This is a genomic window from Janthinobacterium sp. GW458P (assembly GCF_002127585.1).
In the GTDB taxonomy this organism is placed as follows: Bacteria; Pseudomonadota; Gammaproteobacteria; order Burkholderiales; family Burkholderiaceae_D; genus Janthinobacterium.
This window is the reverse complement of record NZ_NEGZ01000063.1, coordinates 1-23,130: the sequence shown is the minus strand read 5'-3', so window position 1 is coordinate 23,130 and position 23,130 is coordinate 1. Positions and strand designations below refer to the sequence as shown.

Sequence of the window (23,130 nt, the reverse complement as noted above, 5' to 3'; positions counted from 1 at the left end):
TTAATTCAAGTAAGCATCTTCTCATCCAGAAACTGCTTCGTCGGCCGTGCCGCGCCACCCGCGCGGCGCGGCCGGACCGACCGGTACGTGGCGAGCCGGCCCATACACCCAGCCATCATGCACATATTGGAGTCTAATCATGCAAGCCAAATCACTGATCGCAGCATTGTTTGCCATCACCACCGCCACCTCGGCTTTCGCCCAAAGCGCCGCGCCTGCCACCACGGGCCAGCAATTGAGCCGTGAGCAGGTCACGGCCGAATACGTCCGTGCCCGCAACGCCGGCGAAATCGCCACCAGCGAAGTCGACTATCCGAAGACCCCGGCCACCGCCGCCAGCAAGGTGACGCGCGAACAAGTCATGGCCGAGTTCTACGCCGCCCGCAAGGCTGGCCTGATCCCGCAAACGGAAGCGGACTTTGATGTCGCGCAAACGGCAAAACACGTCGTCAAATAAGAAACCAGTCAGCCGGTTTCAGTCAGTAACAACTCAGTTGCGGCGCAGCACCGGGGCCTACCCCGGCCGGGCCACTCCCGGCGCTCACCGCGGCGAGCTGTCAGCAGCACCCACAACATATCTCTCCCGGAGTCCCTGCATGTCCCTGCACCGCCGTTTGCTTGCCGCCAGCCTGACCCTTGCCTTGAGCGCTTGCGCCGACATGGGCCATATCGCGCCGCAATCGGCCCTGCTCGACGCCAACAAGCTGAAAGCGAGCCAGGCCATGGATGCCGCCGCCAGCGCCGCCATACAATGGCCGCGCACGCAATGGTGGCAAGACTTGCACGATCCCCAATTGAACCGTTTGATGGAGCAGGCGCTGGCCGACAGCCCCACCCTGCGCGGCGCCCAGGCGCGCGTGCGCCAGGCCGAGGCGCTGGCCGGTGCGGCGGAAGACAAGACCCGCCCGCAGGCGGACGCCAATGTTTCCATCAACCGCGAACTGTATTCGCAGCACGGCAGCACGCCGGCGCCGCTGGCCGGCAACTATGCGTGGCGCAACCAGGCCACCGTCACGGCCTCCTACGACCTGGACCTGTGGGGCCGCAACCGCGCCGCCCTGTCCGCCGCGCTGGGCGACGTGCAGATGGCGTCGGCCGAGTCGCAGATGGCCCGCCTGGCCCTGGAAACGGCGCTGGTGCGCACCTACATCCAGCTGTCGTATGAATTCCAGCTGCAGGACGTGATCGAGCGCAGCCTGGCGCAGCGCGCCCGCATCCTCGACATCACGCGCCAGCGCAAGCAAGCCGGCATCGGCACGGACATTGACGTAGCACAAATCGAAACCACCCTGCCCGCGGGCCGCCGCCAGCTGGAGCAGTCGGCCGAATCGCTGGCCCTGCTGCGCAACCAGCTGGCGGCGCTGGCCGGCAAGGGTCCGGACGCCGGCGCGGCGCTCACGCGCCCCGTGCTGCGCCTGGACCAGCCGCTGGCCATTCCCGCCGCCCTGCCGGCCGACCTGATCGGCCGCCGTCCCGACATCGCCGCCCAGCGCTGGAGAGTCGAAGCGGCGGCGCAGCGCATCGATGCCGCCAAGGCCGAGTTCTACCCGAACGTCAACCTGGTGGCCTTTGCCGGCTTCCAGGCCTTCGGCTTCAGCCACTTTCTGGACGCCCACTCGGAGATCCGCGGCGCGTCGCCCGCGCTGAGCCTGCCCATCTTTGCCGGCGCCCGCCTGCGCGCCCAGCTGGGCAGCCAGACGGCCATCTACGACGGCGCCGTGGAGCAGTACAACGCCACCGTCATCAATGCCATGTCGGACGTGGCCAACGCCGTCACCCGCGCACAATCGCTGGAAAAGCAGCACCAGCTGACCGTGCAGGCGCTGGCCACGGCGCAGCGCGCGCGCGACCTGGCGGAAAAGGCCTACAAGGCCGGCATGAGCGACGCCATCAACATGCTTAACACGCAAGTGGCGCTGCTGGCGGAAGAACAGCAGCAGGCGCAAAATGGGGCGCGCGAGCTCGATCTGTACGTTTCCTTGATGAATGCTTTGGGGGGCGGCATCTAAGCTTGCAATCCTGGCATTGCCCTAGCCCAACAAGATACAATCGGAGCTTTATTCACACATGAAGGAATATGACATGACCGCTTTTGACGCCACCTCCAAGCGGCTGCAAAATATCCGCACGCGCATGCCAGGCTTCCCCATGGAACTGATGCGCCTGCTGCGCATGACGTACCACATTCAAAAAGGCATGAAGGACCTGACCAATGCCGCGCTGAAGAAGCATGACCTGGTCGACGCCAGCTACATGGTGCTGGCCGTGCTGTACGGCACGGACGACGAAACCTCGAACGCCTGCACCCTGGGCATGGCCTGTCACGAAAAGCCGGCCAACCTGACGCGCGTGTGCAACGACCTGGAAACGCGCGGCCTGATCCACCGCGGCACGCGCCCCGGCGACCGCCGTTCCGTGATGATCTCGCTGACCGACAAGGGCCGCGCCCTGATCGAGACGGCGCTGCCGGACGTGTACCAGGAAACCTCGGCCCTGTACGACGGTTTTACGCAGGAAGAGCTGCAAGTGCTCGACAAGCTGTACGTGCGCCAGTTGCGCAACCTCAACAATCTCAACAACCAGAACTGATAGCCTATCGATGACGCCAGCCACAACACCGACATATGGCCCCCTGACCCGGGCGGCACACTGGCTGGCGCTGGCGCTGCAGGACTGGCGCCAGACGGAAGGCGAACGCTGGATCTACGTCGGCAAGACCCTCATCGCCGCGTTCTGCGCCCTGTGGCTGGCCTACCGCCTGGGGCTCGATTCGCCCAGCACGGCCATGACCACCACCATCATCCTGGCCCTGCCCAGCAGCGGCATGGTGCTGGAAAAGAGCTTTTACCGTTTGTGCGGCACCGTGCTCGGCTGCCTGGCCGCGCTGGCCCTGATCGGCCTGTTCCCGCAGCAGCCCGTGCTGCTGTTCGCCGGCCTGGCCCTGTGGGTGGGCCTGTGCACCAGCGGCTCGGCCCTGCACCGCAACGCCCAGTCCTACGTGTACGTGCTGGCCGGCTACACGGCCTGCATGATCGTCCTGCCCGCCATCGAGCAGCCGACGCAGGTATTTTCGCTGGCCGTCACGCGCATGGCCGAAGTCGGCCTGGGCATCATCTGCTCGGCGGGCGTCTCCAGCGTGCTGCTGCCGCGCCACCAGGGCACGCAGGTGATGCGCACGGTGCAGGCGCGCTACGGCAAATTCCTCACCTTTTGCCAGGACGTGCTGCAGCAAAAGCTCACGCCGGCGCAGGTGGAACTGACGCATCTGCAGTTCGCCGCCGACGTGGCGGCGCTGGAACTGGGCCGCTCGGCCGCGCTGTTTGAAGTGACCAGCAAAGTGAGCCACGTGCGCGCGCAAAACCGCAAGCTGCACGCCTTCAACGCCACCTTCATGACGGCGCTGACCACCTTCTATACCTTCCACCGCCTGTTCGACCGCCTGCAGCGCGATGGCGAGACACAGGTCATGCAGGCGTGCGCGCCCCTGTACGCCATCGTTGCCGAGGCGCTGCAGGCGACGCCCTCGCAGGACTCGCTCGACACCATGCAGCGGCATTTGCAGACGGCGCTGGCGCAGGCGCGCGCGGACATTGACGCGGCGCATATCAAGCATGCGCAGCAGATCGATTTCGACACCGTCTGCGAGCTGCTCGAACGCTTCGCGCGCGACATGAGCCGCTTTCACGAAGTGTATTTCAGCCTGGCGCACGACACGCCGCTCGACGTGAGCACGCCGCAGGCGTATGCGCCGAAGACCCCGCCCGCGCTGGTGCTCGCCAGCGGCGCGCGCGCCGGCATCAGCCTGGCCCTGCTGGCCCTGGGCGCCTACTTCCTCGCCTGGCCGTATGCCGGCACGGCGATGCTGATGGCGGCCGTGTTCTGCGCGCTGGCCTCGTCCTCGCCGCGCCCCATCATGATGATCCGGCAAGTGCTGGCGGGCTTTCTGATCGCCATGCCGCTGTCGCTCGTCTGCGTGTACTTCGTGCTGCTGCACGGCGACGGCTTTCCCATGCTGGTGCTCAGTTTTGCGCCCTTCCTGGCCGTCGGCCTGTACCTGATGACCAATCCCGCCAAGCTGGGCGTCGGCCTGGGCGTGTCGACCTTCATCACGCAGATGGCGCCGCTGAACGTCATGCGCGTCGACGGCGCGGCGTTCCTGAACACGGGCATGGCGCTGATCGTCGGCCTGATGCTGGCCGCCCTCGTGTTTGCCGTGCTGCTGCCCGAGCACACGATGGGCCACAAGGACCATGTCGGCCCGGCCCTGTGGCGCGAAGCGCTGCATGCGTGCACGGCGCCGGCGCGGCGCGTCAAGCACCGCTTCGACAACCGCGTGCGCGACCTGCTCAGCCAGCTCAATGCGGCGGCCGGGCCGGTGCCGGGCGAGGCCACGCGCGCCGTCGTGCGCCAGGCGCTGACCCTGCTGGAAATCGGCCACTCGGTGATCGAATTGCGCGAGCTGATCGCCAGCGCCCGCCCGGGCGCCACGCGCCACGCGCTGCAGCAGTGCGTGGACGGCATCGCCGCCTGGCTGCGCACGCGCGGCGATGCGCAGCTGCAGGCGGCGCTGGCGGCTACCCTGCAGGCGGGCGCCGTGGTGCGCGCGGCGCAGACGGAAACCGATGCCACGCCCGAACGCAGCGCGCGCCTGCAGACGGCATTGGCCGACCTGCATTCGATCTACACCTCCTTACTCGACCACATGGCGCCTGGCGCCGGAGACCACCATGCCGCGTGAATTCGCCCTGTTCGGAATACTGATTCCCACCCTGCTGCCGCTGTTCCTGCTCAGCATAGGCCTGCAAACCCTGCTCGACCGCGTGCTGGGCTGGCTGGGCGTGTACCGCATGGTGTGGCACCCGTCGCTGGCGCGGCTGTGCATCTTCATCGCCATCTTCGGCGCGCTGGCGCTGTCGCTTTACAAATAAAAAAAACTGTTCAACCCGATCAAGGAAAGGCTGCCGACATGGTAAGCAAACTGACCCGCTATGCAATCACCCTGCTGCTACTGGCCGCAGCCCTGTGGACAGGCAAGACCGTCTGGGACCGCTACATGGAGTCGCCGTGGACGCGCGACGGCCGCATCAAGGCCGACATCGTCAACATCAGCGCCGACGTGGCCGGCACCGTCACGGACGTGCTGGTGCGCGACAACCAGGTGGTGCAAAAAGGCGATATCCTGTTCGTCGTCGACAAGGAACGCTACGCCAGCGCGCTGGCCCAGGCCGACGCCGTGCTGGCCGCGCAAAGGACGGAGCTGGGCCGCCGCGGCAAGGAAGCGCAGCGCCGCGCCAATCTGGACGCCAGCATCATCTCGACGGAAAGCCGCGAAAGCGCCGCCTTTGCCGCCACCTCGGCCTCGTCGCAAGTGCAGGCCGCCGTGGCCGCCCGCGCGCTGGCGCAACTGAACCTGGAACGCACCACCGTGCGCGCCCCCGTCAGCGGCTACGTGACGAACCTGAACGTGCACAAGGGCGATTTCGCCGCCGTCGGCGCGGCCAAGCTGGCCGTCATCGACAGCGCCTCCTATTACGTCGTCGGCTACTTCGAGGAGACCAAGCTGGGCATGCTGGCGCAGGACGACAAGGCGGAAATGAACCTGATGAGCGGCGGCACCCTGCACGGCCACATCGAGAGCATCGCGCGCGGCATCACTGACCGCGACGCCGCCACGGGCCGGGAACTGCTGGCCGACGTCAACCCGACGTTCAACTGGGTGCGCCTGGCGCAGCGCGTGCCCGTGCGCATCCACATCGACGAGCAGCCGAAGGAGCAGATCCTGGTGGCCGGCACCACCTGCACCGTGGTGATCACGCCCCATTCGGCGCCCGCGCCGAAACCGGCCGCCGCGCACCCGGCATGAGCCGCGCCGGCAGCGCCGGGCGCCTGGCGGACATCGCACTGTTCCTCGACGCCGCCGCGCTGGGCAGCTTTTCCGCGGCCGGCCGCAGGCACGGCCTGTCGCCGGCCGCCGCCAGCGCCGCCATCGCGCGCCTGGAAACGGCGCTGGGCGCCACCCTGTTCGAGCGCACCACGCGCCAGCTGCGCCTGACGGAAGAAGGCCTGCACTATCGCCAGTACAGCGAGCAGGCGCTGGACCTGCTGGCCCAGGCCGAAGACGGGCTGCATGCGGGCGGCGACACGGTGCGCGGCGTGGTGCGCATCTCGGCGCCATCCGACATCGGCCGCCAGCTGCTGCTGCCGCTGCTCGACGACTTCGCCGCGCTGCACCCGCAGGTGCGCTATGCGCTGACCCTGACGGACGCCACGGCCGACCTGGTGCAGGACGAGGTCGACCTGGCCATCCGCTACGGCCAGCTGCCCGACAGCGAGATGGTGGCGCGCCTGCTGCACCCGAGCCGGCGCGTCGTCTGCGTGGCGCCAGCGCTGGCCGCCAAGGCGGGCTTGCCGGCCATGCCGCGCGACCTGGCGGCGCTGCCGACCCTGGTGCTGTCCACGCGCGACGGCGCGCCGCAGGAGTGGCGCTACCGCCAGGATGGCAAGCGCCACAGCCTGCGCCTGCAGGGCACGCAGCACAGCAATGACGGCGAAATCATCCGCCGCTGGGCCGTGGCCGGCCACGGCTACGCCTACAAATCCCTGCTCGACATCGGCGACGACCTGCGCGCCGGGCGTTTGCAGACGGTGCTCGACGCGTATTTCACCGACAGCGCGCCGCTGAACCTGCTGTACCGGCGCGCGCGCTTCCAGCCGCCGCGCATCGCCCTGCTGGCCGACTTCCTCGTGCGCCGGTTCGCCGCGTTGCCAGCCTGACGGCCGCCTTTACCGGGGCAGCACGCCCATCTGGCGCAGCAGGGTCAGGTTGTCTTCCAGGTGCCAGTTGTCGCTGATGCGCCCCTGGGCATTGACCTGATACAAATCAAACGCATGGAAATCGATGGCCTGGCCCTGTCCGCGCAGCTCGCCCTGCGGCGTGGGGAAGACGCCCGTGAAGTGGCCCGTGAAGTGCAGGCGCAGGCTGACCCGGTCGCCGGCCACCAGCATGTCCTCGATGGCCACCTGCAGGTCCGGCACGGCAGCGTGGAACACTTGCGAGGCCTGCAGCGGGCCGGCCAATCCCTGCGGACGGCCGGCGGGCAGGGTGCGGTCCGTGAAATCGTCGGCCAGGGCCAGGCGCGCCAGGGCCGGCTCGCCGCTGTCCCAGAACGCGGCATAGCGACGCGCGGCCAGCACCACCGCGGCGTCGGCTTTGGCGCCGGACAGGCGGGCCGGCATGGGCAGCTCGGTGGCGGCATGGGCCGGCGCGGCGGCCAGCAGGGACAGGGCCAGGATGGCGGGAGCAAAAACGGAAACGGGCATGGTCATTCCAGGTGAGTTGATCGGCGTGCACATCGCACACCGCCATTCTGGACTCGCTTGCCACGCTTGATAATTGGCCCCGCGTTTGAATCAGTTGCTTGCCGTAGTTGAAAATAAGTTGAAAATGCCTTGAAAATCAGCGCCCGCCGGCCACGTCAAGGATGCTGCCCGTCACATAGCTCGCGCCCGGCCCCAGCAGGTACAGGATGGCGTCGGCGATTTCTTCCGGCTCGCCGCCCCGTTGCATGGGCACGCCGGAGGCCAGGCGCGCCACCCTGCCCGGCTCGCCGCCCGAGGCGTGGATGTCCGTGTAGATGATGCCGGGGCGCACGCCGTTGACGCGGATGCCCTCGGCCGCCACTTCCTTCGCCAGCCCGAGGGTCAAGGTATCGACGGCGCCTTTCGAGGCCGCGTAGTCGATGTATTCACCCGGGGAGCCGATGCGCGACGCCACCGACGAGACATTCACGATGCGCCCGCCCTGCCCGCCATTCGCCGTCGACATGCGCCGCACGGCCTGCTGGCAGCACAGGAAATAACTGATCACGTTGGTGCGCAGCACGCGCTCCAGGCGCTGCACGGAAATGTCGGCCAGCCGGCATTTCTGCTCCAGCACGCCCACATTGTTGACCAGCGCCGTAAGCGCGCCCAGGCGCGCATCGACTTCGCCGAACAGGCGCGCCACATCCGCTTCATCGCCCACGTCGGCCTGCACGGCGATGGCCTCGCCTCCGTCGGCCACGATGCGCGCGCACAGCGCTTGCGCCGCCTGCGCATCGCGCACATAGTTGACGCAGACGGCATAGCCCTGGCGCGCCGCCAGCTGCGCCGTCGCCGCGCCGATGCCGCGGCTGCTGCCCGTAATCAGGATGACTTCCTTCATTGCCCCTCCAGGATGGTTGTGGCTTCATGATACCCGCAACCAGCAGACGTAAAAAAGCCCGCACAAAGCGGGCAGTTTTCCTATCCAGCCCTCATCGTCACGACGCCGGAGAAAATCGTAGCGAGCGGCAGTGAGGCTCGGCGCCCCCTTGTGGCCAAGAAGCGCAACCGTACTCTGTACGGGGGCGCCGAGCCGGTGAGCATCGCCGGCCGCAAAGCGCGACGCGCAGTAGATTTTATCCGGTGTTCTATGACCTGAAATGCGTCATAGCATAAGTCAGATGCTGCCACCAGTGCTCGCGCGTCTGCACGGAGGCCAGGCATTTCGCGTCGACCTCGTTCTTGAACGCGGGGTCCACGCAAGCCTTGCTGGCCAGCGCATTGCGCTGGTTTTCCACGTTGACGATGGCAATCGCCAGCCACGCCACGAGGGCGACGGCCAGCACGCACAGGGTCCAGGGCAGCTGTTTCATGACGTTCTCCGGTTTACTTCTTCGCTGGCGCCGGGGCGCGCTCTTTCAGCACGCGCGCCACCAGTTCATCCATCACGCGCAGGGTCGCCGCCTGGGTCTGCGGCTCGGACTGGCCCGGACGCGACAATTGCGACGGCGAGGTGACGAAGCGGCCGTCGATGACGATGGTCGGCGCGCTGTCGATCTTGCTGGCGGCGATCAGTTGTTCATTGCGTTTGAGCTTGGTCTGCACGCCGAAGGAGTTGAACATGTCCAGGTATTTCGCCTTGTCGATGCCGTTCTTCACCAGCAGGTCGAGGATGGCGTCATCGCGGTTCAGGCGGTTGCGCTCGACGTGGATGGCGCGGAATATCTTGTCGTGGAACTGGTCCAGCTGGCCCATCGCCTCAAGCGTGGCGTAGGCGTGCGCCTGCGGGTCTTTCGGACCGGAGAAGGCCAGGTGGATGCGGCGGAAGGCGATCTTGTCGCCCTGCTTCTTGACCCAGTCGTGCATCAGCGGATCGAGCGCGTAGCAATGCGGACACGAATACATGAAGTATTCCACCACTTCCACCTTCTTGCCCGTGTCCGTGCGCACTGGCGTCGGAAGCGTGGTAAAGCCGGTATCGGCCGCCATGGCGCCGCCGGTGGCCGCCACCAGGGTGACGGCGGCGAGCAGGGGACGCAAGAAACGCAGAAAACGCATAATAATCCTTCATCATAAAGTGGTCGTGAACGGGGCGAGATTACCACTTTTTGCGCCGGGCGATGAGGATAGGGCGCAAAAAAGCCGTGTTTTTCGCCCCTGTTTGCGCCCGCTTAAGGCGCATTTAAGCCCCGCTGCGCCGGCGCCTCAAAAATGGTAGCGCGCCGACACGCGCAGCTGGCGCGCGTCATTGAGGTAAATGCTGGAACGGCAGCCCGGCGCATCGCCGTAATGGCGGCGGTTGGCCAGGTTGCTGCCGGCCAGTTCCAGCTCCCAGGCGCCCAGCTTGCGCGCGTAGCGCCCGTCCACGGTGGCAAACGCGGGCACCAGCGCCAGGCAACTATGCTCGAAGTCCGGGCCATAGCGCAGGGCGCGCAGCCACTGTACGCCGGCATCAAAGCTGGCGCCGCCCTGCCCCGTCCAGTACAGGCGCAGGCTCGCCAGGGTCTTGGGCACGAGGGCGAGATCCGGGCCGTCGTAGCTGTAGTCGTCATAGCGCGCATGCACCTGCCGCACCTGAGCGTCGAAACGCCAGTCGGACGCCAGCGCCATGCTCGCTTCGATGGCGATGCCATCGCGGCGCGACGGCTCCAGGTTGCTGGCAAAGCCCAGCTGGCCCAGGCTCTGGTCGAAAACGATCTGGTTGCTCAGGCGCTCGCTGAACAGGCGCACGGAAACGCTGCGCGCGGCGTCGCCCAAGGTGGCGCCCACTTCCGTTTCGCGCCGCAGCTGGCCGGCCAGGGGGCGGTAGCCGGCGCGCGTGTAGCCATCGTCGTCGATGCGGTAGCTGCGCGCGGCCTTGGCGTACACGCTCAGCTGCGGGCGCAACTGCAGGCTGCCCTGCAAGTCCCAGGCATTCTGGTTTTCCCAGTCGCTGCCGCCGGCGGGCATGTCGGCCGGATCGAGCTGGAACTGTTCATGCCGCAGCCCCAGCAGCAGGCGCGGCGCATATGGGCCGCCAAAGGCCAGCTCTTCGCGCAGCAGCAGCGCGCGCGAGTACTGGCGGCGCTGCGCATCGCCATCGCGGCCCGTCACGGCACGGCCCGAGCGCCGCTGCCACTGCATCAGGTCCAGGCCCACTTCCGTATCCGTGCCGACGCCGCCCACCTTGCCGTAATGGCGCACGCGGGGGGCCAGCTGCCGGCGGCGGCTGCTGTAAGTCGATACCCCGCTGCCGTCCTCGCCCGCATACTGGGCCGTGGCGCGCTTTTCCCGCTGCGACAATTCCACGCCCAGCTCGAAGTTGCCCACGTAGCGCTGCACGAAGGCGCTGGCGCGCCGCATCTCGTAGCGGTACAAGTCTTCCGGACGGGCCGCCAGCAAGGCGAGGAACGGCGCCTCGGGCGCGGGATAGCGCGTGTCCTGGTTCAGCTGGTCGGCGCTGAAGCCGAAACGGCCCTGCCGCCCCTTCCATTCCGCGCCGCCGCTGAAGCTGCGCTGGCGGAAGACGCTGCCATCGCGGTAATTGCCGTTGCGCAGCCTATCGAGGGCCACATCGAGCGCCGTGCCGCCCTGCTCGCGCGACAGGGCGGCGCGCACGCTGTGCTGGCCCCCTTGCGCCAGCTCGGCGGACAAGTCGCCATGCGTGACGCCGGCCGCGCTGGCAGCCGCGCCTTCCTGCGCGCACGCCGGCATGGCCAGCGCGCACAGCAGCAAGGCGCGCATGGCAACGGTATGGACGGGGGAAGCAGGCGTCATGGCGGCGGGCTTGAGTGCGGTGCCGCGGCACAGGCACGCGGCGCTTCGGCGGGATGGCAAAAGCGAATCATTATACGCACGGCGCACGGCGCCGCAACAGCCAGCCGGGCTGGCCACAGCGCCGCCAGCACATTTCATTGCTTATTTGTAATTTTTATGGCTATATTAACGGGCGTCCGGCGATCCCGGTCGCAGCCGACCGCATTTAAAAATAAACAATAAAGTCACTGTGGGAGTCACGCATGGAATGTCGTCACACGTCGCGCCCCGGCCGTTCGCGCCGCAGCATCCGTTTTTTCCCCGTCACAGGCAAGCTCAAAGCCTTCTCCATCGCCGCCCTGCTGCTGGCCGGCCTTGCCCTGCAGGCGGACCTGTTCGCCCAGCCGGGCAAGGCGGCCGCCGTCGCGCCGCTGGCACCGCCGGCCGACGGCATCGCGCTGGCCCTGCCGCGTGCGGGCGCCGTCGCCACGCCCAGCGCCAGCCATGCCTGGGGCGGTGCCCGCACGGGCGCGCAAGCTACCCTGTCGGACCGCGTGGTCGACTACCAGATCGAAGCGACGCTCGATCCCGTCAAGCACACCATCGCCGGCCAGCAAAAGTTGCGCTGGCGCAACCGCAGCGCGCAGACGGTCAGCAGCGTGTACCTGCACCTGTACCTGAACGCGTTCGAAGGCGAGCATACGACCTTTTTCACGGAAAAGCGCAAGCTCGACAAGGGCTTCCGCTCGGGCGTCGCCACGCGCGACGGCGAGTGGGGCTACATCGAACTGCGCAGCATGACGCAGAACGGCGCCAGGGCGCCCTGGCATTTCGTCCAGCCCGACAACGGCCCGGCCACCGACCGCACGGTGGTGCGCGTGGACTTGCCGCAGGCCGTCGCGGCCGGCGCCGAGACGACGCTCGACATTGACTTCTTCGACCAGCTGCCGCGCGTCATCGCGCGCACCGGCTACTTCGGCAGCTTCCACCTGGCGGGCCAGTGGTTTCCCAAGATCGCCGTGCTGGAACTGCCCGGCGAACGGGGCGCCACGGCGCCGCGCTGGAATGCGCATGAATTCCACCTCAATTCGGAGTTCTACGCGGATTTCGGCCGTTACGACGTGAAGCTGACCGCGCCCAAGGATTACATCATCGGCGCAACGGGGCAGCTGCAAGGCGCGCCGCAGGAAAAGGACGGCATGCTGACGCATCACTATGTGCAGGGCGACGTCCACGATTTCGCCTGGACGGCCGACAAGCGCAGCGCGCAGCCCTTGATCGGCAGCTGGAGCGGACCCGGCAGCCCTCCCGTGGAAATCAGGGTACTGTACCCGCCCGAGTACGCGTCCAACGCGGCGCCCGCGCTGCAGGCGGCCAAGGACTCGCTCGCGTATTTTTCGCGCACCCTGGGCCCGTATCCGTACGCGACGCTGACGGTGGTGATCCCGCCCTTCAATGCGGCCGAGGCGGGCGGCATGGAATACCCGACCTTCATTACGGCGTCGAGCTACGCCAGCCTGCAGCCGAAGACCATCGCCGGATTCGGCCTCGATTTCGTCACCATCCACGAATTCGGCCATGGCTATTTCTACGGCATCCTGGCCTCGAACGAGTTCGAGGAGCCGATGCTCGACGAAGGCTTGAACGAGTACTGGGACCAGCGCATGCTGCGCGCGCGCGGCCAGGATATCCACGCCACCACGCCCTGGCTCAAGCGCCTGGGCCTTGATCCCGCCTTCAAGGTCTTCGAGGCCGAGCGCCTGGCCGCGCCGCGCCAGGATGCGGCCGATCCGCTGGGCCAGAATGCCTGGGACCGGCTGCAGGGCGTGGGCCCCGTGTACAGCCGCACGGCCATCACCCTGCGCGACCTGGAGGCGCGCATCGGCAGCGCGGCCATGGAAACAGGCTTCAAGGCCTATTACGCACAGTGGAAATTCCGCCACCCCAGCATCGCCGACCTGCGCGAAACGCTGGCCGAGGCAACGGGCCAGCGCCGCATCGTGGAACAGGTCTTCGCGCAACAGGTGTACGCCACGGCGAACATCGATGACCGCATCGGCAGCTTCACCAGCGTAGAACAGACGCCGCTGGCCGGCATGGCGCTGCTCAACGGCAAGCGCGTGGAACGCACGGCCGAGGCGCTGGAAAAGGAAGAGGAAAAAACGCGCGCGGCGTGGGACAAGGCGCATCCGCACGCCAAACCGGGCACCGGCCCGTATCCGTATCTGACCAGCGTGGTGCTGCGCCGGCGCGGCGCGGCCGTGCCGCAGCTGCTGCTGGTGAAGTTTGCCGACGGCAGCAGCGAGCGCGTCGCCTGGGACAAGGAGCAGCAGTGGCAGCGCTACACCTGGCTCAAGCCCGTCAAGGCCGTCTCGGCCGAGCTGGACCCCGACCGCGTGCACTACCTCGACGTCAACAAGCTCGATGACAGCCGCACCCTGCAGGCCGACGCCTCGGCCGCGCGGCGCTGGAGCCTCGATATCGCCGCCGCCTGCCAATACCTGCTGTCCCTGATTGCCATCGTATGAGCGCCACTATCTCAACACGGGCCAGCGGCCTGACCCTGACCACGCGCGCCAGCCGCGCCGCCCTGCAATGGCGCTTGCTGCTGCTGTGGGCGGGCCTGTTGCTGCTGCCCGCCATCATCGCCGTGATTCCCCTCTGGCACACCCTGGGCGCCAGCCTCGATCACGCCGTGCATGGGGCGGCGCTGGCGCAGCGGCTAGACCTGATGAGCATCGCCGACCTGCTGGCCGATGCCAGCCGCAACGGCGCCGCCATCGGCCAGGCCGCCATCGCCGCCATCGTCCTGACCCTGCTGCTGTCGCCGCTGCTGAGCGGCCTGGTGGCGACGGCCGCGCGCGCGCCCGCGCCACCGGGCTTCGGCCCCCTGCTGACGGGCGCCTTCAGCGAATACGGCCGCATGCTGCGCATGCTGTTGTGGAGCATCGTCCCGCTGGGCCTGGCGCTGGCCATCGGCGCCGGCGCGCTGAAGCTGGCCGACAGGCACGCGGCGACAGCCATCCTGGAAGCGGACGCCGACCTGGCCCGTCACCTGGCCTTGCTGCTCGCGGGCGTGCTGTTCCTGCTGGCCTGCGCCACGCTCGACTCGGGCCGCGCGGCGCTGGCCGTCGACCGGCGCCGCACCTCGGCCGTCAAGGCCTGGTGGCGGGGCCTGGCCATGCTGCGCCGGCGGCCGCTGGCCAGCCTCGCCATCTACCTCGGCATCACCATGCTGGGACTGGCCCTGTATGGCCTGCTGGGCGTGGCCCGGCTGAACCTGGCCGCGCCCGGCCCGCTGGCCCTCGTGGCCGGCTTCCTGGTGACGCAGCTGGCGGCGCTGGTGCTGGCGTGGATGCGCAGCGCGCGCCTGTTTGCCTTGATCGACATCAACCGCTCTCTCACCTAGTCAGGCCCCCAGGCGCCCTTCATCGGCCAGGAAATCGATGAAGGTGCGCACTTTCGAGGACAGGTAGCGGCGGCTCGTGTAGACCGCATGCACCTTGCCGCCCGCCAGCTGGTAGCCGTCGAAGAGGCGCACCAGCCGCCCCGCCGCCAGGTCCGCATCCGTCTGCCACGACGGCAGCAGGGCAATGCCCATGCCGTCGAGCGCGGCCGCGTGCAGCAGGCTTTCGTTATTGCATTGCAACACGGGCGAGAACTTCACCGTCTCGCTCCCCTGCGGGCCGTCGAAGGCCAGTTCATTACCGTTCGCCAACAAGGAATAGCTGATCATGGCGTGTTGCGCCAGGTCTTGCGGCAGCTGCGGCAGGCCCGCGCGCGCCAGGTAGGCGGGCGCGGCCACCAGGTGAAAGGCGATGCTGCCGATGGGCCGCGCGATCAGGCTGGGCGACGGCGCCTGGCTCACGCGCAGGGCCAGGTCGAAACCCTCTTCCACCAGGTTCACCACGCGGCCGCTCAAGTCGATGTCGAACGTGACTTCCGGGAAGCGCTCGCGGTAAGCCACCAGGGTGCGCGTAAAGATGGCGTTGGCGAACCAGACGGGCGCGCTCAGGCGCAGCATGCCGCGCGGCACTACCGTCGTGCGGCCCACCGTCGCTTCCACCTCGTCGAGATTGTCGAGCATCTCGCGGCACTGTTCAAAATACACCTTGCCGATTTCCGTCAGGCTCAGGTGGCGGCTGCTGCGGTTCAGCAGGCGCGCGCCCAGGTGGCGCTCCAGGTGCATCACGTGCTTGCTGACCATGGCCGGCGACAGATCGAGGCGCTCGCTGGCGCGCACGAAGCTGTCCAGTTCCACCACGGCGCGAAACACGCGCATGCTGCGCAAGGTATCCATGCTCATCCGATCATCAACAAAATGGAAATGATATATCAATAATAGCGATCTTGATCAACTGATCGAGCATGACTATCATCGTTCCATCATCAGCCATACCCACCAGGAGCCGCCATGCAAGAGCACACCTTCCCCACTTACTTCCTGTCGCACGGCGGCGGCCCGTGGCCGTTCATGAAAGACCAGTTCGGCGGCCGCTACGACGTGCTCGAAGCGTCGCTGCAGGATATCCCGCGCCAGATCGGCGCGCGCCCGCAAGCCGTGCTGGTCGTCACGGCGCACTGGGAAGGGCCGCAGTTCCTCGTCTCGGCCAGCCCCAAGCCGGGCATGATCTACGATTATTCGGGCTTTCCGCCGCATACGTACCAGATCCAGTATCCGGCGCCGGGCGCGCCGGCACTGGCGGCGCAGGTAAAACAGCTGCTGGACGCGGCCGGCCATCCGGCGCGCCTGGACCACGAGCGCGGCTTCGATCACGGCACCTTCAGCGCCCTGTTCCCCATCTACCCTCAAGCGGACGTGCCGCTGGTGCAGCTGTCGCTCAAGCACGGCTACGATCCGCTGACGCACGTCGAGGTGGGCCGTGCGCTGGCCGGCCTGCGCCGCCAGGGCGTGCTGATCGTCGGCAGCGGCCTGTCCTACCACAACCTGCGCCAGTTCGGCCAGGCGGGCGCCATCGCCTCGCACCAGTTCGACGCCTGGCTGCGCCAGACCATGGCCCTGCCGCCGCAGCAGCGGCTGGCACAGTTGCTGGCCTGGGACCAGGCGCCGGGCGCGCGCCAGGCCCATCCGCAGGAAGACCATCTGCTGCCGCTGATGGTGGCGCTCGGCGCAGCCGAGCAGGAGGCGGCCCAGGTCGTGTACCACGAGGAGGATTTCTTCGGGGCGCTGGCCGTGACCAGTTTCAAATTCGGATAATCCGCCACCGCATAAGAAAAGCGCCGCGACATTGCTGTCGCGGCGCTTTTTGCATGGATACGACTCGAATCAGGTGCCGCGCTTGCCCCGCGCCGCATTCTTCGCCTTTTCGGCGGCGATTTCCGCCGCTTTCGCCGCTTTTTCCGCCATCTCGGCCGCGTGCTGGGCCAGCAAGGCCGCGCGCGTGTCCGGCGTTTCCAGAGAGATACGCCCGAGGATGCCGCTGCGGTAGTCGAGCAGCAGGGTGTGCGACGCTTTCTCGAAATCGTAGTCGCCGCCCTTGATGCGGAAGCCGCGCTTGGCGGCAATGCCCTCGACCACGCCGATGGCGTCGACTTCGCCGACCTTGGTGCCATAGCGGGCCGCCAGCAAGTCCGGATAGCGCTTGAGCAATTCCTCGGCCAGGAAGACGGCCACTTCCTCTTCGATCAGGGCGTTCGAGCCGATGGCGTGGCTGGCCGCCAGCATCAGGCCGTCGCTGGGGATGGCGATCTTCGGCCACAGCATGCCGGGCGTGTCGACGAGGATGGTGTTCTTGTCCAGATACAACTTTTGCTGCATCTTGGTTACGGCCGGCTCGTCGCCCACCTTGGCCACGCGCTTTTTCAGCAGCGCGTTCATCAGGGTCGACTTGCCCACGTTGGGGATGCCCATGATCATGATGCGCAGCGGTTTCGTTGGCACGCCGCGGTGCGGCGCCAGCGATTTCGCCAGTTCCGGGATGCGCGCCACGTCGCCCGGCTTCTTGGTCGTCATCGCATACGCGGTCACGCCTTCCTGGGCGTTGAAGTACGCCACCCAGGCGCTAGTCGCCGCAGGGTCGGCCAGGTCGGTCTTGTTGAGGATCTTCAGGCAGGGGCGCTGGCGGAACAGGCGCAGCTCGTCCACCATGGGATTGCAGCTGGCTGCCGGCAGGCGCGCATCCACCACTTCAATCACCAGATCGGTGTTTTCCATGGTCTCGGCCGCCTTCTTGCGGGCCGCGTTCATGTGTCCTGGGTACCATTGTATCGCCATGCTCGTGCTTTCAGAATCGTTCAATCAATCCGCTATTTTACGTGCTTGCCGCCACGACGTCCCATTTTCCGGCGCCGGCGACAGCCGTGCGACACGAACGAGACAATTGGTGATAATTTGGCAGTTACATGAATGATAAGATCCGCAGTCCGTCGCCACAGGACGGCCTTTCCCCATTGCAAGCTTAACCGGGCACGCTTTCCATGCAATTTTCCCGCTTTTCCCTCTTCGCCACTTTCACCGCCTGCCTGCTGCCCGCCATGGCCCAGGAACAGCCGGCAGCGCCGGGCGACGCGGCGGCCCCGGAAATGCAGCAGATCGTCGACGTGCAAGGCACGCGCGATCCCGACCTGCGCCCCTACCGCACCATGCTCAAGGGACTCGACGCGTATGCCGACCACCAGCGCCTGGCGCCCGACGCCCCGCTGCGTTTCATGCTGATTCCCGCCACGCCGAAGGGCAAGCTCGACGGCGCGACCCTGCACCTGTCGGCCGAGAACCTGTCGATTCCCGTCCCGCTGGCGCCGGACGGCGGCTTCACCCTGGCGCGCAACAAGGTTGCCTACGATGCCAATGCCGACCTGGTCAGCAACAAGAAACGCGACACCCTGCGCTGGCGCGCCGACATCCATACGCCGGGACTGCCCGCGAACGTGCGCCGCCTGGGCGACCTGCGCCTGGAATGCGAAATCCGCTGGGCCGTCGAGCAGGACCAGCTGTCCTTCGTCCGGCGCAACCTGTTCCGCATGGCGGGCGGCCCCTGCCACTCCTCGCTGATCCACGTGCCGTATCCCGTGCCGCGCAGCCTTGCCGCCGTGCAGGCGCGTTCGGGCGAGCGCACGATGGAGATCCGCGTCACGGACGACCGCCAGCGCTACGTGCCGCCGCTGCATGACCTGAGCTGGGATGACGATACCCTGCTGACCCTCACTTACGCCGACGACGGGAAATTGGCCGGAGCCGCCCCCGCCGCGCCCCTGAAGGGGGCCCTGCGCCAGTGAGGGCGGCACGGACAGGCATGTCAAATATTTCCACATGGATTTTTATATTTACTGCAAGCAATAAAAAAGTATGCTCTAATATCGCCTCTTAAATGAAAAGCAATTATTTTCCATGCTGGCTCCCGCCAGGTGCAGGGAGATAAAAGATGGGGGATGGGCGATATGACGATGGAACACACTGGCGCCGCGCCAGGGGCGCGCGTGGAAGATGAGCGGGCCGGCTGGCGCCCGCGCCAGGCAAAGGGGACGGCGTCCAAGCGCGCGCCGCGCAATGGCAGCCTGCCGCACCTGAAGAAACAGTGCCTGCAGCTGCAGCTGCAGGTGGCGCAGCTGGAAGAACGCCTGAAACGCCAGAGCGCCGACAGCTATGGCCTGCAAACGCTGTACGACCAGCTGGTCAATGAAATCAAGCACCACCGCGACATGCTGCAGCTCGACAGTTTTGACGCCGACAAATCATCGCTCGTCTACACGCAAGCCTGGCGCCGCTTCATGGCCGGCGATGCGCTCGATTACCAGACCCACCGCCACACGAACTCGCGCAGCCGCCCGAGCCTGCTGTAGTCAGAGTTCCGCCAGCGCCTTCACGTGCGCCGCCACGCTGCGGCCCAGCGACGACAGGTTGTAGCCGCCTTCGAGGCAGCTGACGATGCGGCCCTTGCCGTACTGATTCGCCACGGCCATCATCTGCTGCGTCATCCACGTGTAGTCGGCCTCCACCAGGCCCATGCCGCCCACATCGTCTTCGCGGTGGGCGTCGAAACCGGCGGAAATGAAGATCATCTGCGGCCGGTGGCGGTGCAGCGCCGGCAGCCAGTGGTCGAGCACCAGCTGGCGCACGGCGTCGCCTTTCGAGTGGGCCGGCACGGGGACATTCACGCGCGTATCCGTGTAGGACTCGACGTCGCTGTATGGATAGAACGGGTGCTGGAAGAAGCTGACCATCAGGATGCGCGGGTCGTTTGCCACGGATTCGGCCGTGCCATTGCCATGATGCACATCAAAGTCGACGATGGCGACCCGTTCGAGCCCGCGCACGTCGAGCGCATGCTTGGCGGCGATGGCGACATTGTTGAACAGGCAAAAGCCCATGGGCTCGCTGGGCCGCGCATGGTGGCCGGGCGGACGGATGGCGCAGAAGGCGTTGCTGATCTCGCCATCGATGACGGCGTCCGTGGCCGCCACGGCCGAGCCGGCCGCCGCCAGCGCCGCGTTGTAGCTGTGCGCGTTGAGCAGGGTGTCGCCGTCGAGCGGATAGTAGTCGCCCGCGGGCGGCACATTGTCGCGCACGAGGCCGATGGCCGTGGCGCTGTGGTTGCGCTCGATATCGGACAATTGCGCGCGCACGCCGTCGCGGTGCTCGACCAGGTCGCTGATGTGCGCGAGGATCAGTTGATCGTTGATGGCCTGCAAGCGGGCCGGCGATTCGGGATGCCAGTCGCCCATCTCATGGCGCTGGCAATCGGGGTGGGTATAAATGGCTGTGCTCATGCGCTGTACTGGTTACCTCTGTCTCTGCTCTCTATCCATACCGGGAACGCATGCCGGCTGCACTGCAGGGCATTCCTGCCCGCCTGGCGCGTTCTCGCATAAAATCACTGGCTGGTCTGTGCCGCCCTTGCCGCCTTTGCCGTCACTCTAATCTACCACGAGCGCGCGGCGGGCGGGCGGCGCCGTTTGACCTGGCCAAAGCGATTGTAAATTAAATAATCCATCGTACTGTGATAGAAATAGCATGTTTTCGAAAATACACCAGGCCGCGCGCCAGATCGGCGAAGTTCTCGTCGGCAAAGATTTGCAGATCCGCCAGACGCTCGCCTGCGTGCTGGCCGGCGGCCACCTGCTGATCGAAGACGTGCCCGGCGTCGGCAAGACGACCCTGGCCCATGCGCTGGCCATCTCGCTGGGCCTGCAATGGAAACGCCAGCAATTCACCAGCGACCTGCTGCCGGCCGACGTGGCCGGCATGAGCGTGTACGACCGCGGCAGCGCCAGCTTCCTCTTCCACCCCGGCCCCCTGTTTACCCAGGTGCTGCTGGCCGACGAGATCAACCGCGCCACGCCGAAGACGCAATCGGGCCTGCTCGAAGCGATGGAGGAGCGGCAAGTGACGCTCGACGGCGTCACGCGGGCCCTGCCGCAGCCGTTTTTCGTCATTGCCACGCAGAACTGCGCGCACCAGCTGGGCACCTTCCCCCTGCCCGAATCGCAGCTCGACCGCTTCCTCATGTGCGTCACCCTCGGCTACCCGGACGCGGCCGCCGAGCGGGCCCTGCTGCTGGGCGCCGACCGCCGCGCCATGCTGCATGCCTTGCCCGCCGCGATGAGCGCGGACGAATTGCTGCAGGCGCAGGCCGGCCTGCACGCCATCCACGTTTCCGCCGCCGTGGTCGACTACGTGCTGGCCCTCGTGCACGCCACGCGCGCGCCGGGCGCGTTTGCCGACGGCCTCAGCCCCCGCGCCGCGCTGGCCCTGCTGCAGGCGGCGCGCGCCTGGGCCGCCCTGGCCGGGCGCGACCACGTCACGCCCGACGACGTGCAAGCCGTGCTGCTGCCCGTCTGCGCGCACCGCCTGCATGCCGCGCAGGGAGCGAGCGATAGCCGCGCCCTGCTGCAGCAATTGCTCTTGAACACCCCCGTCTGACCGGCATGCGCTGGCGCAATGTTTCCTGGCTGCCGGCGCGCCCCTGGCTGGGCGCGCAGCGCGTGCACATCCGTCCCTCGCGCGCGGGCCTGGCGTTTGCCGCCCTGCTGCTGGCGCTGTGGATCGCCGCCGTCAATTACCGCCTGGGCCTGGGCTATGCGCTGACTTGCTTCGCGGCCGCCTGCGCCGTCGCCGACATGGTGTATACAAGCCGCAACCTGGCGGGCCTGGCGCTGGCCGCCACGCCAGGCAGCCCCGTGTTTGCGGGCAGCCAGGCCACGTTCGTCTTGCGCCTGATCAACCGCAGCACGCGTGCGCGCCACGCCATCCACGTTGCAATGCTGAACTCGCAGGCAGCGCCCCAGCTGGCCGATATCGGGGCGCACGCGGAAACGGCCGTCACCGTCGGCGTGGCGGCGCGGCAACGCGGATGGGTCGCTGCTCCTCCCGTGCGCCTGTCCGGCAGTTTTCCGCTGGGCCTGTTTGTTGCCTGGTGCCATTGGCAGCCGGATGCCCGCATGCTCGTGTATCCGCAGCCCGAGCACAACGCGCCGCCGCTGCCCTTGCCGGCCGGCACCGTGCGTCAAACACAGGCGTCCGGCGGCGCCCTGGAACTGGCCGGCGTGCGCGCCTACCAGCCCGGCGATGCGCTGCAGCGCCTGGCCTGGCGCCAGATCGCCCGCCATGACGGCGAGCATTTGTTCAGCAAGCAATTCCAGCCCGGCGCCGACACGCCAACGGGCGGCCCCCGCGGCAGCATCATGCTCGCCCATGCCGCCCTGCACGCGCTGCCCCCGGAAGCGCGCCTGTCGCGCCTGGCCGCCTGGGTGCTGGCGGCGGAGCAGACCGGCCTGCCATATGGCTTGCGCCTGGGCGCCCTGACCCTGGCGCCGGGCCTGGGCGCCGGCCACCGCGACGCCTGCCTGCGCGCCCTGGCCCTGCATGACTCGCCGCAACGGCAGGAAGCCCCATGACCGGCCTGCCGCGCGAGAAGGCGGACATGCTGCTGCTGTTGCTGGCCGCCGCCATGGCGCTGGCGCCGCACGCGCTGCACCTGCCGCCGTGGCTGTCGGCGGCCGCCGCTGCGCCGCTGCTGTGGCGCGCCTTTATTACCGTGCGCGGCCGGCGCCAGCCGCCGCTGGCCCTGCTCGCGCCGCTGGCCCTGCTGGGCATCGCCGGCGTCTACGCCAGCTATGGCAGCTTGCTGGGACGCGATGCGGGCGTGGCCCTGCTGGCCCTGCTGCTGGCCTTGAAGTCGCTGGAAATGCATGGCCGGCGCGACATCTTCGTCTTTGTCTTCCTCAGCTTTTTCTTGCTGCTGGCAAACTTCTTCCATGCCCAGGGCATCCTCAGCGCCATCTGGATGCTGGCCACCGTCCTCGTACTGCTGACCGGCTTGCTGTCGACCCAGTACGGCGCAGTGCAGCCGCGCCTGGCGCAACGGTTAAGTTTGCTTGGCCGCATGCTGGCGCTGGCCCTTCCCCTGGCGGCGCTGCTGTTCCTGGCCCTGCCGCGCCCCGACGGCCCCCTGTGGGGCGCGCCGCACGAAGGCGCGCAGGCGCGCACGGGCTTGTCCGACAGCATGCAGCCGGGCGCCATCGCCTCGCTGGCCCTGTCAAGCGCACCCGTCTTCACGGCCCGCTTCTCCACGCCGATACCGCCGCAAGACCAGCTGTACTGGCGCGGCGTGGTGCTGGGCGACTACGACGGCAGCACCTGGACGCGCCGGGGCGCGAAGGAGCGCGCGCCGGCCAGCGACGGCCGCATAGACATCGTGCTGGCAGGCCAGCCCAGCCAATATGAAGTGACCTTGCAGGCGAGCGGCCTGCGGCGCATCTTCGCGCTCGACGTGCCGCGCAGCATAGAACGCCTGCCCGGCAATCCGTATGTCGTCTCGTCCGCGCTGGAAGTGCTGACCGTCCAGCCCCTTGCTTCGACCGTGCGCTACCGCGCCAGTTCGCAGACGCGCTACCGGCTGCAGGCAGCCCTGTCGCCGGCACAGCAACAGCCATGGCTGGCCTTGCCCGCCGGCCGCAACCCGCGCAGCGCGGCCTGGGCACGCCAGCTGCGCGGCAGCGGCGCCGGGGCGCTGGCGCCCGCCGACGCCATCGCCGCCGTGCTCGATCACTTCCGCCGCGCGCCCTTCCGCTACACCCTGCAGCCGCCGCTGCTGGGCAAGGATGGCGTGGACGACTTCCTGTTCCGCACGCAGG

Annotated in this window: 23 protein-coding genes; 15 read left to right on the top strand and 8 right to left on the bottom strand. The window is 67.6% G+C overall.

What is annotated here, in order from left to right; all coding sequences use genetic code 11:
• The first annotated feature begins 139 nt into the window (after positions 1-139).
• The 7 genes from CBW50_RS24780 (at position 140) to CBW50_RS24750 (ending at position 6,774) form a co-directional block, all read left to right on the top strand.
• Entirely contained in the window at positions 140-457 is a 318-nt protein-coding gene (locus CBW50_RS24780; protein ID WP_086147981.1) for a DUF4148 domain-containing protein, read from the top strand.
• 139 nt (positions 458-596) lie between these two features.
• Complete coding sequence (locus tag CBW50_RS24775) at positions 597-2,009, top strand: efflux transporter outer membrane subunit (RefSeq protein ID WP_086147980.1); 1,413 nt, start codon at positions 597-599, stop codon at positions 2,007-2,009.
• A gap of 73 nt (positions 2,010-2,082) precedes the next feature.
• Positions 2,083-2,589 (top strand): MarR family winged helix-turn-helix transcriptional regulator, encoded by a 507-nt coding sequence (locus CBW50_RS24770; protein ID WP_086147979.1) that lies wholly within the window; start codon positions 2,083-2,085, stop codon positions 2,587-2,589.
• Between the two features lie 10 nt (positions 2,590-2,599).
• Complete coding sequence (locus CBW50_RS24765; RefSeq protein ID WP_226936084.1) at positions 2,600-4,738, top strand: FUSC family protein; 2,139 nt, start codon at positions 2,600-2,602, stop codon at positions 4,736-4,738.
• On the top strand, positions 4,728-4,928 hold the full coding sequence (locus CBW50_RS24760; RefSeq protein ID WP_071324889.1) for a DUF1656 domain-containing protein: 201 nt from the start codon (positions 4,728-4,730) through the stop codon (positions 4,926-4,928). Before CBW50_RS24765 ends, CBW50_RS24760 begins: the two co-directional genes overlap by 11 nt.
• Positions 4,929-4,966: 38 nt before the next feature.
• Complete coding sequence (locus CBW50_RS24755; protein WP_086147978.1) at positions 4,967-5,863, top strand: efflux RND transporter periplasmic adaptor subunit; 897 nt, start codon at positions 4,967-4,969, stop codon at positions 5,861-5,863.
• Entirely contained in the window at positions 5,860-6,774 is a 915-nt protein-coding gene (locus tag CBW50_RS24750) for a LysR substrate-binding domain-containing protein (RefSeq protein ID WP_086147977.1), read from the top strand. The genes CBW50_RS24755 and CBW50_RS24750 overlap by 4 nt, the downstream gene beginning before the upstream one ends.
• A 9-nt stretch (positions 6,775-6,783) precedes the next feature.
• On the opposite strand, the gene CBW50_RS24745 is transcribed toward CBW50_RS24750, so the two are convergent.
• The 5 genes from CBW50_RS24745 to CBW50_RS24725 form a co-directional block, all read right to left on the bottom strand.
• Positions 6,784-7,326 (bottom strand): ester cyclase, encoded by a 543-nt coding sequence (locus CBW50_RS24745; RefSeq protein ID WP_172404877.1) that lies wholly within the window; start codon positions 7,324-7,326, stop codon positions 6,784-6,786.
• A 130-nt stretch (positions 7,327-7,456) separates the two neighbouring features.
• The gene (locus CBW50_RS24740; protein ID WP_086147975.1) at positions 7,457-8,203 is read right to left on the bottom strand and encodes an SDR family oxidoreductase; all 747 of its coding nucleotides are present in this window, start codon (positions 8,201-8,203) and stop codon (positions 7,457-7,459) included.
• Between the two features lie 247 nt (positions 8,204-8,450).
• A complete protein-coding gene (locus tag CBW50_RS24735; protein ID WP_086147974.1) occupies positions 8,451-8,675 on the bottom strand; it encodes a hypothetical protein in 225 nt (74 codons plus the stop codon).
• A gap of 13 nt (positions 8,676-8,688) precedes the next feature.
• Positions 8,689-9,360, bottom strand: a complete 672-nt coding sequence (locus tag CBW50_RS24730) for a thiol:disulfide interchange protein DsbA/DsbL (protein WP_086147973.1) — start codon at positions 9,358-9,360, stop codon at positions 8,689-8,691.
• A 147-nt stretch (positions 9,361-9,507) separates the two neighbouring features.
• Positions 9,508-11,058 (bottom strand): TonB-dependent receptor, encoded by a 1,551-nt coding sequence (locus tag CBW50_RS24725; RefSeq protein WP_139842628.1) that lies wholly within the window; start codon positions 11,056-11,058, stop codon positions 9,508-9,510.
• A 242-nt stretch (positions 11,059-11,300) separates the two neighbouring features.
• On the opposite strand from CBW50_RS24725, the gene CBW50_RS24720 reads away from it, so the two are divergent.
• Positions 11,301-13,565: a M1 family metallopeptidase gene (locus CBW50_RS24720; RefSeq protein WP_172404876.1), complete on the top strand. Its 2,265-nt coding sequence runs from the start codon at positions 11,301-11,303 to the stop codon at positions 13,563-13,565.
• The gene (locus CBW50_RS24715; protein ID WP_086147971.1) at positions 13,562-14,446 is read left to right on the top strand and encodes a hypothetical protein; all 885 of its coding nucleotides are present in this window, start codon (positions 13,562-13,564) and stop codon (positions 14,444-14,446) included. The genes CBW50_RS24720 and CBW50_RS24715 overlap by 4 nt, the downstream gene beginning before the upstream one ends.
• Here the strand turns inward: CBW50_RS24715 and CBW50_RS24710 are convergent, their stop codons facing one another.
• The gene (locus tag CBW50_RS24710) at positions 14,447-15,337 is read right to left on the bottom strand and encodes a LysR family transcriptional regulator (RefSeq protein WP_086147990.1); all 891 of its coding nucleotides are present in this window, start codon (positions 15,335-15,337) and stop codon (positions 14,447-14,449) included.
• Positions 15,338-15,451: 114 nt separating this feature from the next.
• Here CBW50_RS24710 and CBW50_RS24705 point away from each other — a divergent pair, with 114 nt between their 5' ends.
• A complete protein-coding gene (locus CBW50_RS24705; protein WP_086147970.1) occupies positions 15,452-16,255 on the top strand; it encodes a class III extradiol ring-cleavage dioxygenase in 804 nt (267 codons plus the stop codon).
• A 69-nt stretch (positions 16,256-16,324) separates the two neighbouring features.
• Here the strand turns inward: CBW50_RS24705 and ylqF are convergent, their stop codons facing one another.
• On the bottom strand, positions 16,325-17,272 hold the full coding sequence (ylqF, locus tag CBW50_RS24700) for a ribosome biogenesis GTPase YlqF (protein WP_086147969.1): 948 nt from the start codon (positions 17,270-17,272) through the stop codon (positions 16,325-16,327).
• A gap of 203 nt (positions 17,273-17,475) precedes the next feature.
• Here ylqF and CBW50_RS24695 point away from each other — a divergent pair, with 203 nt between their 5' ends.
• Together CBW50_RS24695 and CBW50_RS24690 are read left to right on the top strand one after the other, a co-directional pair.
• Complete coding sequence (locus tag CBW50_RS24695) at positions 17,476-18,273, top strand: hypothetical protein (RefSeq protein WP_086147968.1); 798 nt, start codon at positions 17,476-17,478, stop codon at positions 18,271-18,273.
• A gap of 168 nt (positions 18,274-18,441) precedes the next feature.
• Complete coding sequence (locus CBW50_RS24690; RefSeq protein WP_143450652.1) at positions 18,442-18,837, top strand: hypothetical protein; 396 nt, start codon at positions 18,442-18,444, stop codon at positions 18,835-18,837.
• Here the strand turns inward: CBW50_RS24690 and CBW50_RS24685 are convergent, their stop codons facing one another.
• Positions 18,838-19,764 (bottom strand): histone deacetylase family protein, encoded by a 927-nt coding sequence (locus CBW50_RS24685; RefSeq protein ID WP_086147966.1) that lies wholly within the window; start codon positions 19,762-19,764, stop codon positions 18,838-18,840.
• Positions 19,765-20,008: 244 nt separating this feature from the next.
• Here CBW50_RS24685 and CBW50_RS24680 point away from each other — a divergent pair, with 244 nt between their 5' ends.
• The 3 genes from CBW50_RS24680 to CBW50_RS24670 all read left to right on the top strand — a co-directional run.
• A complete protein-coding gene (locus CBW50_RS24680; RefSeq protein WP_086147965.1) occupies positions 20,009-20,917 on the top strand; it encodes a MoxR family ATPase in 909 nt (302 codons plus the stop codon).
• 5 nt (positions 20,918-20,922) lie between these two features.
• A complete protein-coding gene (locus CBW50_RS24675; protein WP_086147964.1) occupies positions 20,923-21,891 on the top strand; it encodes a DUF58 domain-containing protein in 969 nt (322 codons plus the stop codon).
• Positions 21,888-23,130: DUF3488 domain-containing protein (locus CBW50_RS24670; RefSeq protein WP_139842627.1), on the top strand; the 1,243-nt coding region annotated here is incomplete at its 3' end. The genes CBW50_RS24675 and CBW50_RS24670, both read left to right, overlap by 4 nt.

What these genes read in the sequence shown, in the direction of transcription:
- CBW50_RS24760 (WP_071324889.1), top strand. Translation starts at nt 4,728, where the DNA reads ATGCCGCGTGAATTCGCCCTGTTCGGAATACTGATTCCCACCCTGCTG.
- CBW50_RS24725 (WP_139842628.1), bottom strand. Translation starts at nt 11,058, where the DNA reads ATGACGCCTGCTTCCCCCGTCCATACCGTTGCCATGCGCGCCTTGCTG.
- CBW50_RS24680 (WP_086147965.1), top strand. Translation starts at nt 20,009, where the DNA reads ATGTTTTCGAAAATACACCAGGCCGCGCGCCAGATCGGCGAAGTTCTC.
- CBW50_RS24735 (WP_086147974.1), bottom strand. Translation starts at nt 8,675, where the DNA reads ATGAAACAGCTGCCCTGGACCCTGTGCGTGCTGGCCGTCGCCCTCGTG.
- CBW50_RS24745 (WP_172404877.1), bottom strand. Translation starts at nt 7,326, where the DNA reads ATGACCATGCCCGTTTCCGTTTTTGCTCCCGCCATCCTGGCCCTGTCC.
- CBW50_RS24675 (WP_086147964.1), top strand. Translation starts at nt 20,923, where the DNA reads ATGCGCTGGCGCAATGTTTCCTGGCTGCCGGCGCGCCCCTGGCTGGGC.
- CBW50_RS24715 (WP_086147971.1), top strand. Translation starts at nt 13,562, where the DNA reads ATGAGCGCCACTATCTCAACACGGGCCAGCGGCCTGACCCTGACCACG.
- CBW50_RS24685 (WP_086147966.1), bottom strand. Translation starts at nt 19,764, where the DNA reads ATGAGCACAGCCATTTATACCCACCCCGATTGCCAGCGCCATGAGATG.
- CBW50_RS24765 (WP_226936084.1), top strand. Translation starts at nt 2,600, where the DNA reads ATGACGCCAGCCACAACACCGACATATGGCCCCCTGACCCGGGCGGCA.
- CBW50_RS24780 (WP_086147981.1), top strand. Translation starts at nt 140, where the DNA reads ATGCAAGCCAAATCACTGATCGCAGCATTGTTTGCCATCACCACCGCC.
- CBW50_RS24720 (WP_172404876.1), top strand. Translation starts at nt 11,301, where the DNA reads ATGGAATGTCGTCACACGTCGCGCCCCGGCCGTTCGCGCCGCAGCATC.
- CBW50_RS24695 (WP_086147968.1), top strand. Translation starts at nt 17,476, where the DNA reads ATGCAATTTTCCCGCTTTTCCCTCTTCGCCACTTTCACCGCCTGCCTG.
- CBW50_RS24750 (WP_086147977.1), top strand. Translation starts at nt 5,860, where the DNA reads ATGAGCCGCGCCGGCAGCGCCGGGCGCCTGGCGGACATCGCACTGTTC.
- CBW50_RS24740 (WP_086147975.1), bottom strand. Translation starts at nt 8,203, where the DNA reads ATGAAGGAAGTCATCCTGATTACGGGCAGCAGCCGCGGCATCGGCGCG.
- CBW50_RS24755 (WP_086147978.1), top strand. Translation starts at nt 4,967, where the DNA reads ATGGTAAGCAAACTGACCCGCTATGCAATCACCCTGCTGCTACTGGCC.
- CBW50_RS24710 (WP_086147990.1), bottom strand. Translation starts at nt 15,337, where the DNA reads ATGGATACCTTGCGCAGCATGCGCGTGTTTCGCGCCGTGGTGGAACTG.
- ylqF (WP_086147969.1), bottom strand. Translation starts at nt 17,272, where the DNA reads ATGGCGATACAATGGTACCCAGGACACATGAACGCGGCCCGCAAGAAG.
- CBW50_RS24770 (WP_086147979.1), top strand. Translation starts at nt 2,083, where the DNA reads ATGACCGCTTTTGACGCCACCTCCAAGCGGCTGCAAAATATCCGCACG.
- CBW50_RS24775 (WP_086147980.1), top strand. Translation starts at nt 597, where the DNA reads ATGTCCCTGCACCGCCGTTTGCTTGCCGCCAGCCTGACCCTTGCCTTG.
- CBW50_RS24690 (WP_143450652.1), top strand. Translation starts at nt 18,442, where the DNA reads ATGGAACACACTGGCGCCGCGCCAGGGGCGCGCGTGGAAGATGAGCGG.
- CBW50_RS24730 (WP_086147973.1), bottom strand. Translation starts at nt 9,360, where the DNA reads ATGCGTTTTCTGCGTTTCTTGCGTCCCCTGCTCGCCGCCGTCACCCTG.
- CBW50_RS24705 (WP_086147970.1), top strand. Translation starts at nt 15,452, where the DNA reads ATGCAAGAGCACACCTTCCCCACTTACTTCCTGTCGCACGGCGGCGGC.